7 protein-coding genes are annotated in these 6,740 nt (G+C 31.9%); 4 read left to right on the top strand and 3 right to left on the bottom strand.

The genetic code is table 11. The features are described 5' to 3' along the window. Window positions 1-99: 99 nt before the first annotated feature. Window positions 100-1,332, top strand: coding sequence for an RsmB/NOP family class I SAM-dependent RNA methyltransferase (locus B8T70_RS10625; RefSeq protein ID WP_039113916.1), 1,233 nt, complete (start codon window positions 100-102; stop codon window positions 1,330-1,332). 62 nt (window positions 1,333-1,394) lie between these two features. Here B8T70_RS10625 and B8T70_RS10630 read toward each other — a convergent pair whose 3' ends face one another. The 3 genes from B8T70_RS10630 to B8T70_RS10640 all read right to left on the bottom strand — a co-directional run bounded on the left by B8T70_RS10630 (window position 1,395) and on the right by B8T70_RS10640 (window position 3,860). Next, on the bottom strand, window positions 1,395-1,904 hold the full coding sequence (locus B8T70_RS10630; RefSeq protein WP_123912099.1) for a hypothetical protein: 510 nt from the start codon (window positions 1,902-1,904) through the stop codon (window positions 1,395-1,397). A 48-nt stretch (window positions 1,905-1,952) separates the two neighbouring features. Further along, window positions 1,953-3,488 carry a YifB family Mg chelatase-like AAA ATPase gene (locus B8T70_RS10635; protein ID WP_086894830.1) on the bottom strand — a complete coding sequence of 512 codons (1,536 nt, stop codon included), beginning with the start codon at window positions 3,486-3,488 and terminating at the stop codon, window positions 1,953-1,955. A 168-nt stretch (window positions 3,489-3,656) separates the two neighbouring features. Beyond that, window positions 3,657-3,860 (bottom strand): hypothetical protein, encoded by a 204-nt coding sequence (locus B8T70_RS10640; protein ID WP_123912100.1) that lies wholly within the window; start codon window positions 3,858-3,860, stop codon window positions 3,657-3,659. Window positions 3,861-4,055: 195 nt separating this feature from the next. Here B8T70_RS10640 and B8T70_RS10645 point away from each other — a divergent pair, with 195 nt between their 5' ends. The 3 genes from B8T70_RS10645 to B8T70_RS10655 all read left to right on the top strand — a co-directional run bounded on the left by B8T70_RS10645 (window position 4,056) and on the right by B8T70_RS10655 (window position 6,720). Further along, window positions 4,056-5,504 (top strand): S41 family peptidase, encoded by a 1,449-nt coding sequence (locus B8T70_RS10645; RefSeq protein WP_086894832.1) that lies wholly within the window; start codon window positions 4,056-4,058, stop codon window positions 5,502-5,504. 27 nt (window positions 5,505-5,531) lie between these two features. Then, a complete protein-coding gene (locus B8T70_RS10650) occupies window positions 5,532-6,044 on the top strand; it encodes a nuclear transport factor 2 family protein (RefSeq protein ID WP_086894833.1) in 513 nt (170 codons plus the stop codon). Between the two features lie 76 nt (window positions 6,045-6,120). Further along, on the top strand, window positions 6,121-6,720 hold the full coding sequence (locus tag B8T70_RS10655; protein WP_086894834.1) for an HD family hydrolase: 600 nt from the start codon (window positions 6,121-6,123) through the stop codon (window positions 6,718-6,720). The last annotated feature ends 20 nt before the right edge of the window (window positions 6,721-6,740 follow it).

Genomic DNA, 6,740 nt, shown 5'->3' on the forward strand with positions numbered 1-6,740 from the left:
GAGTGTTTTTTTTTGGTCGAAAAATATAAAAAGAACATTCAAAATTAAAAATTTAACTTTCAACCAATTAATAGTACCTTTGCAGCTCAATTATTTAAAATGAGATTACACAGAAATTTAGTTTATACGACCATCGATTCTTTAAACGCCATATTCAATGAAGGTGAATATGCTGATAAAGTGGTTGCAAGAGCATTAAAAAAAGACAAACGTTGGGGAAGTTCTGACAGGAAATTTGTCGCAGAAACGATATACGAAATAGTTCGTTGGAAAAGATTATACAGTGAAATTGCTGAAGTTAAAGAACCGTTTGACAGAGATAACCTTTGGAGAATGTTCTCAGTATGGGCAGTTTTAAGAGGTTACCCAATCCCTGATTGGCGCCAGCTGGAAGGAGTTCCTGAAAGAAAAATAAAAGGTCGTTTTGACGAGCTTTCTAAAACTAGAGCTATTAAAGAATCTATTCCAGACTGGATGGATGAATTAGGAGTTAAAGAATTAGGCGAAAAACTTTGGGCAACAGAAATTGCTGCTCAAAACCAACCAGCTAAAGTTATACTTAGAGTAAATACGCTAAAAACTACCAAAGAACAGTTAAGAGCAATCTTAATGGACTTGAATATTGAAACTGAATTCTTAAAAAACCAGCCAGATGCTTTGGTCTTAAAAGAAAGAGCAAATGTATTCTTAACAGATGCGTTTAAGCAAGGTTTCTTTGAGGTTCAAGATGCAAACTCGCAACTTGTTGCTGCATTTCTTGATGTAAAACCAGGAATGCGTGTAGTTGATACTTGTGCTGGTGCTGGAGGAAAAACATTGCATATTGCTTCTTTGATGGAAAACAAAGGACAATTAATTGCAATGGATTTATACGAAAGTAAATTAAAGCAATTAAAATTAAGAGCGAAACGTAATGGTGCTTTTAATATCGAATACCGTATTATCGACACGACTAAGGTAATTAAGAAATTACACGAAAAAGCCGATAGAGTTTTAATCGATGCTCCATGTAGTGGTTTAGGTGTTTTAAAAAGAAACCCTGATGCTAAATGGAAATTAAAGCCTGAATTTATCGATAACATTCGTAAAGTTCAAGCCGAAGTTTTAGAGAACTACTCTAAGATTGTAAAACCAGGAGGAAAACTAGTTTACGCTACGTGTTCTATATTACCATCTGAAAATCAAGAGCAAGTAGAGAAATTCTTAAAAACAGAAATCGGTAAACAGTTTACTTTTGTAAAAGACCAAAAAATATTGGCTTCAGAATCTGGATTTGATGGTTTTTACATGGCATTATTAGAGCGTAAAGATGCTCCAGTTGTAGCTTCATAAAACTACATTATACTTATATATTAAAAAAGGTTTAACATTGAATTCAATGTTAAACCTTTTTTTTATTCTGGTTTTAGAGAATCCAAAATATTACTTCCTCTAATAAGCATTTTAGGTTCAGTATTCTCTTTGATTTTTGTTAGAATACTAATAATATCCAAATCTATGCCTTTCAAATTTTCAATTGTATCAGAACTAACAACATCTGTTTTAAATATATATTTTTCGTCAATTTTATAAGTTCCTACGTCTTTAAGAATAACTTCTCCATTTAATACAAACAGAAACTTTTTACTTTTACTTTTCGTGAATTTATTTTTAATATCATTCAGAGACATCAAATTAACCTCTTTTGGATTTTTTGAAGTAATCATTATTCTTCCTGTATAATTAACTGCTTCAATCGTGATTGTATCTTTTATCACATTAATATCTTTAATTTCGTTTACATCAAAATTTGCAAGGGCGTTTTTGTGCACAAAATTTCCATCCAAAAAAAAGGCAGGTTCATTCGTTTGTGAATGCACTCCTATAAACATAAATAGTGAGAAAAAAACAAATAGTACTTTCATAATTATAATAAGTCGAGAATTAATTATTTAAATATACTATTATTTCTCTTACCCCAACCAACCATCACGATCTAAACTACGATACTGAATTGCTTCGGCAATATGAGAAGAAATAATATCTGGAGCTGCTTCTAAGTCGGCTATAGTTCTTGCTACTTTCAAAATTCTATCATAAGCTCTAGCTGAAAGATTAAGTCGTTCCATTGCGGTTTTTAATAATAACTTTGATTGTTCGTCAAGCGCACAAAACTCACGGATTTGTTTCGTATTCATTTGAGCATTATAATTTATATTCTCGAATGTTTCAAATCTTTTAGCTTGAATTTCGCGTCCAGCCGTAACACGTTCGCGAATATGCACACTACTTTCGGCTTTATTATCATCCGCTAATTTTTCAAAAGGAACTGGCGTAACTTCTATATGAATATCTATTCTGTCTAATAAAGGCCCTGAAATCTTGCTTAAGTATCGTTGCATTTCATGTGGGGAAGATTTTTGTGGAGCATCTGGATCATTAAAGAATCCGCTTGGGCTCGGGTTCATACTCGCCACAAGCATAAAAGAAGACGGATAGGTTACGGTAAACTTTGCTCTCGAAATTGTTACTTCTCTATCTTCCAGAGGTTGGCGCATTACTTCGAGAACATCTCTTTTAAACTCAGGTAATTCATCTAGAAATAAAACCCCATTATGCGCCATCGAAATTTCTCCTGGTTGCGGATAACTCCCTCCTCCTACTAATGCTACATTCGAAATAGTGTGATGCGGACTTCTAAAAGGCCTTTGATTCATTAAGCCTACTTCTTTTAATTTTCCTGCAACACTATGAATTTTGGTCGTTTCTAATGCTTCTTTTAATGTCATTGGTGGCAAAATACTTGGTAATCGTTTGGCAAGCATTGTTTTTCCTGCTCCCGGAGGTCCAACCAGAATTATATTGTGTCCACCTGCAGCAGCAATTTCCATACAACGCTTGATACTCTCCTGCCCTCTTACATCCGAGAAATCAAATTCAGGGAAATCTAACGTTTTATAAAACTCTGCTCTAGTATCTATAACAGTAGTTTCTAAACTTCCTTTACCTTCTAGAAAATCGATTACTTCCTGTACATTCTCAACTCCATATACATCTAGACCTGCTACAATTGCAGCTTCTTTTACATTTTGCTTTGGCAGAAAAAATCCTTTATATCCTTCTTCCTTTGCTTTTATAGCAATAGGCAAAGCGCCACGAATGGGTTGTAAGCTTCCGTCAAGCGAAAGTTCTCCCATAATAATATACTTATCTAGTTCGGGAGCTTTTATTTGATCTGAAGCCACTAAAATGCCAATTGCCAAAGTTAGGTCGTATGCCGAACCTTCTTTACGCAAATCGGCTGGTGCCATATTTATAGTTATTTTTTTTCCAGGCATTTTATAGCCGTTATTTTTTAACGCAGCTGCAATCCTGAAACAACTTTCTTTGATGGCGCTATCAGGCAAACCAACCAAATGATACCCAATTCCTGCATCCATATTTACCTCAACAGTAATAGTTGTAGCTTCTACACCAAAAACTGCACTTCCGTATACTTTAACTAACATATCTGCTTTTATTTATGAAAGTAAAAGTATTTAAATATAAATTGAAAAAGCGTTATTTTGTAGTAAAAAAATTACTTTTTATTTAATTGCATAAATAGATGAATTAATTCAAAATAATTTGAGCTTTTTGAAAAAGCTATTTAGATTTTAATTCTATGAATTCTAATTCTACCATATCATCTCAATAGAATTAATCCTATTTTCTAATGCATCATAAAGGTTTTCTTGAATTACCATTAACTCTTGGTAACCTGCATTACTATTATAATCTACCGTACGGCTACTAGCTTTAAGTAATTTCCTCAAAGCTTTTCTTTCCATCGCATTAAAATCATAAGCAGCTTTTAAATCTGCGATGCTTAAATCTTCCATTTTTACTATATTCATCTTGATTTTTTATTTATGGTTACGTAAATGTAAAATGAAATTATTCTTGTAGCATTCAACTTAATTTTTTTTAACAGTATAATTTGTTGAATAATCCGTTGATAAAAAACTTTAACTTGTAAAAATCAAACCCTACAAAAATTATAATAGCGACTTCTTTGTAACATAAACAACTTTAGTATGACTACTATAAAAAGACAAAAGATGAATCGGTTATATAAAATACTTTTACTACTGCTTGCTTCCATAAATATATGTTCTGCTCAAACAATTGAAAAAGCTTCTCATAATACACCAAAAGTCATTGAATGTCCGCTTTTAAAACAAGATTTTGTAATTTTCAGGACTCAATTACAAAAATCATATCCTTCATTATATCGCTTTAACAGCAAAAAAAATATAGATCGATTATTTGATAATTATTTTTTATCTATAAATAAAAATACCACTCAAATTGATTTTTTGGCAGAGATAAAACTCGTATTGAGTTATTTGCAAGATGGTCACTTTTATGCAGGAGCATCGCCAGAGTTGAAACAATATTTTGATGAAAACGCAAAAGTCTTTCCGCTACAAATCAGGTTTATAAACGATAATGCTTATGTTGTTTGTAGCAAAAAAGGAAGTCTAATACCCGAAACTGAAATTTTAAGCATAAACGGTATTCAAATAAACGAAATCAAGGAAAAACTTTTTCAATATATTGTATCTGATGGTAAAATCGAAACCAAAAAATATGTGATACTAAATAATAATTTCTGGTTTTACTACCGATTAGTTTATGGCGAACAAGCCGATTTTAAAATTGAATATAAATCTAAGGATAACAAAATCAAAACGATTAATCTCAGTTCTGAACTATATAAAAATACCGAATGTCAAAATCAGAAACCTGATCCAGATAAATATTTATCAATCGATTATAAAAAAGATGCTATTGCTTTACTCACCATCAAAACTTTTAATGGAGAAATATTCGACCAGACAAAAGAAAATTACATTCCGTTTTTAGAGCAAACATTCAAAGAAATAAAAGATAAAAAAATAGACAACCTAATAATCGATTTAAGAGGAAACGGTGGAGGAAGAGATACTTATGGTTCTTTATTATATTCTTACCTTACAAATACTCCATTTGAATATTATACTTCTCTAGAAAGCACTTCGCAAAAATTAACCAAAAACGACCTAAGTAGTTATAAACCGAAGGAAAACCCATCTGAAGATTATTTTAGAGGTAGAAATAATTTGGCCACCCAAAAACCAAGTCTAAATAATTTCGCAGGTAAAGTTTATATTTTAATTGATGGAATGAGTTTTTCGACAACAGCCGAATTTTGTGCTATTGCAAAAAGTAACAATAGAGCCTTATTTATCGGGGAAGAAACTGGCGGAGGATATTTCGGAAATACTTCTGGCAATGCTGTAGAATTGGTTTTGCCAAACACTCAAATTTATGTTTCGATACCTACAACCAAATATGTTTTATCAGTCAAAAAAGACAAATATAGTAACCGAGGTATTTTACCCGATTATAAAATAACTCCAACTATAAACGAGTACATTCAGGACAAAGATGTTCAGCTAGAATTTGCATTAAAACTTGCAAACCAAAAAACAAAAAAATAATTCAATCTAATTCCAAAACAAAAAAAGATGTCGAATAAAATCCTTGTTCTTTTACTACTTTCCATTCTTTCTGTAAGTTCAACTTTTGCTCAGAAAGTCAAAAAATTAAAAAAGGATTCTCCTGAATTGAAAAGTGAATTATATTACGAAATTAAAAAAGCCGATAGCACTTTATTTGCAGCCTTTAATAGATGTGATACTGTAGCTTACAAAAAGTTTTTTCTTGATGATTTAGAATTCTACCATGACCTTGGAGGTTTAACAACTTCTTTTAAAAGCGAATTAGCTTCGTTTAAGGAAATGTGTGCTAGAGGAAGTAATATTAGAAGAGAACTTGTAGAAAGTAGCTTAGAAGTTTATCCAATTAAAAATTATGGTGCAGTCGAAATAGCCGTTCATAATTTTTACCATACCAATAAAGGTGAAAAAGAAAAACCAAGCGGAACTTATAAATTTATTCATGTTTGGCAGCATAAAGATGGAGAATGGAGAATCTCGAGGATCATTAGTTACGGACATGATAGCATGAAAAATGACTAGACCTAAATAGTTAACACGGTCCTATCGCTGATTTTAATAACTTTGTTATCATTACACAACTTAAAAAAAAACCGAGATGCAAACTGATAATTTATTAAAACAAATAGATTTCATTAAAGAGATTGATAAGGTAAAATACATTCAGCGCAAAACTAAATTATTCAATAGCGACAGAAATGAAAATGATGCTGAGCATAGCTGGCATTTGGCTATGATGACAATTGTACTAGCTGAGCATTCGAACGTACCTATAAATGTACTTAAAGTCCTTAAAATGGTTTTAATACACGACATTGTAGAGATTGATGCTGGTGATACTTTTATTTATGACACCACAAAAAGTCACGATAATACCGATGAAGAACGTGTTGCTGCTCAACGAATTTTTGGGCTTTTGCCAAAAGAACAAGCTCAGGAGTTTATTGCAATTTGGGAAGAATTTGAAGCTGGTTTAACCAATGAAGCCAAATTTGCAAAATCTATGGACAGGCTTGAACCTCTTTTGCAAAACACATCTAATAATGGAGGAACCTGGAGAGAATTTAATGTAGATTACCAGAAAGTTCACGAAAAGAAAAAAGTGATTCAAGAAGGCTCTGATACAATCTGGAATTATGCCGAAAATTTAATTAACGAAAGTGTAGAAAAAGGAATTCTCACGAAGAAAAATAACTAAATAAACTTTATTTTATTTCT

The organism is Flavobacterium sp. AJR (genome assembly GCF_002156885.1).
Taxonomy (GTDB): Bacteria; Bacteroidota; Bacteroidia; order Flavobacteriales; family Flavobacteriaceae; genus Flavobacterium.

Excerpts from the sequence above, each read along its gene's own strand:
- B8T70_RS10640 (WP_123912100.1), bottom strand. The coding sequence starts at position 3,860 with ATGGAAGATTTAAGCATCGCAGATTTAAAAGCTGCTTATGATTTTAAT.
- B8T70_RS10625 (WP_039113916.1), top strand. The coding sequence starts at position 100 with ATGAGATTACACAGAAATTTAGTTTATACGACCATCGATTCTTTAAAC.
- B8T70_RS10630 (WP_123912099.1), bottom strand. The coding sequence starts at position 1,904 with ATGAAAGTACTATTTGTTTTTTTCTCACTATTTATGTTTATAGGAGTG.
- B8T70_RS10650 (WP_086894833.1), top strand. The coding sequence starts at position 5,532 with ATGTCGAATAAAATCCTTGTTCTTTTACTACTTTCCATTCTTTCTGTA.
- B8T70_RS10655 (WP_086894834.1), top strand. The coding sequence starts at position 6,121 with ATGCAAACTGATAATTTATTAAAACAAATAGATTTCATTAAAGAGATT.
- B8T70_RS10645 (WP_086894832.1), top strand. The coding sequence starts at position 4,056 with ATGACTACTATAAAAAGACAAAAGATGAATCGGTTATATAAAATACTT.
- B8T70_RS10635 (WP_086894830.1), bottom strand. The coding sequence starts at position 3,488 with ATGTTAGTTAAAGTATACGGAAGTGCAGTTTTTGGTGTAGAAGCTACA.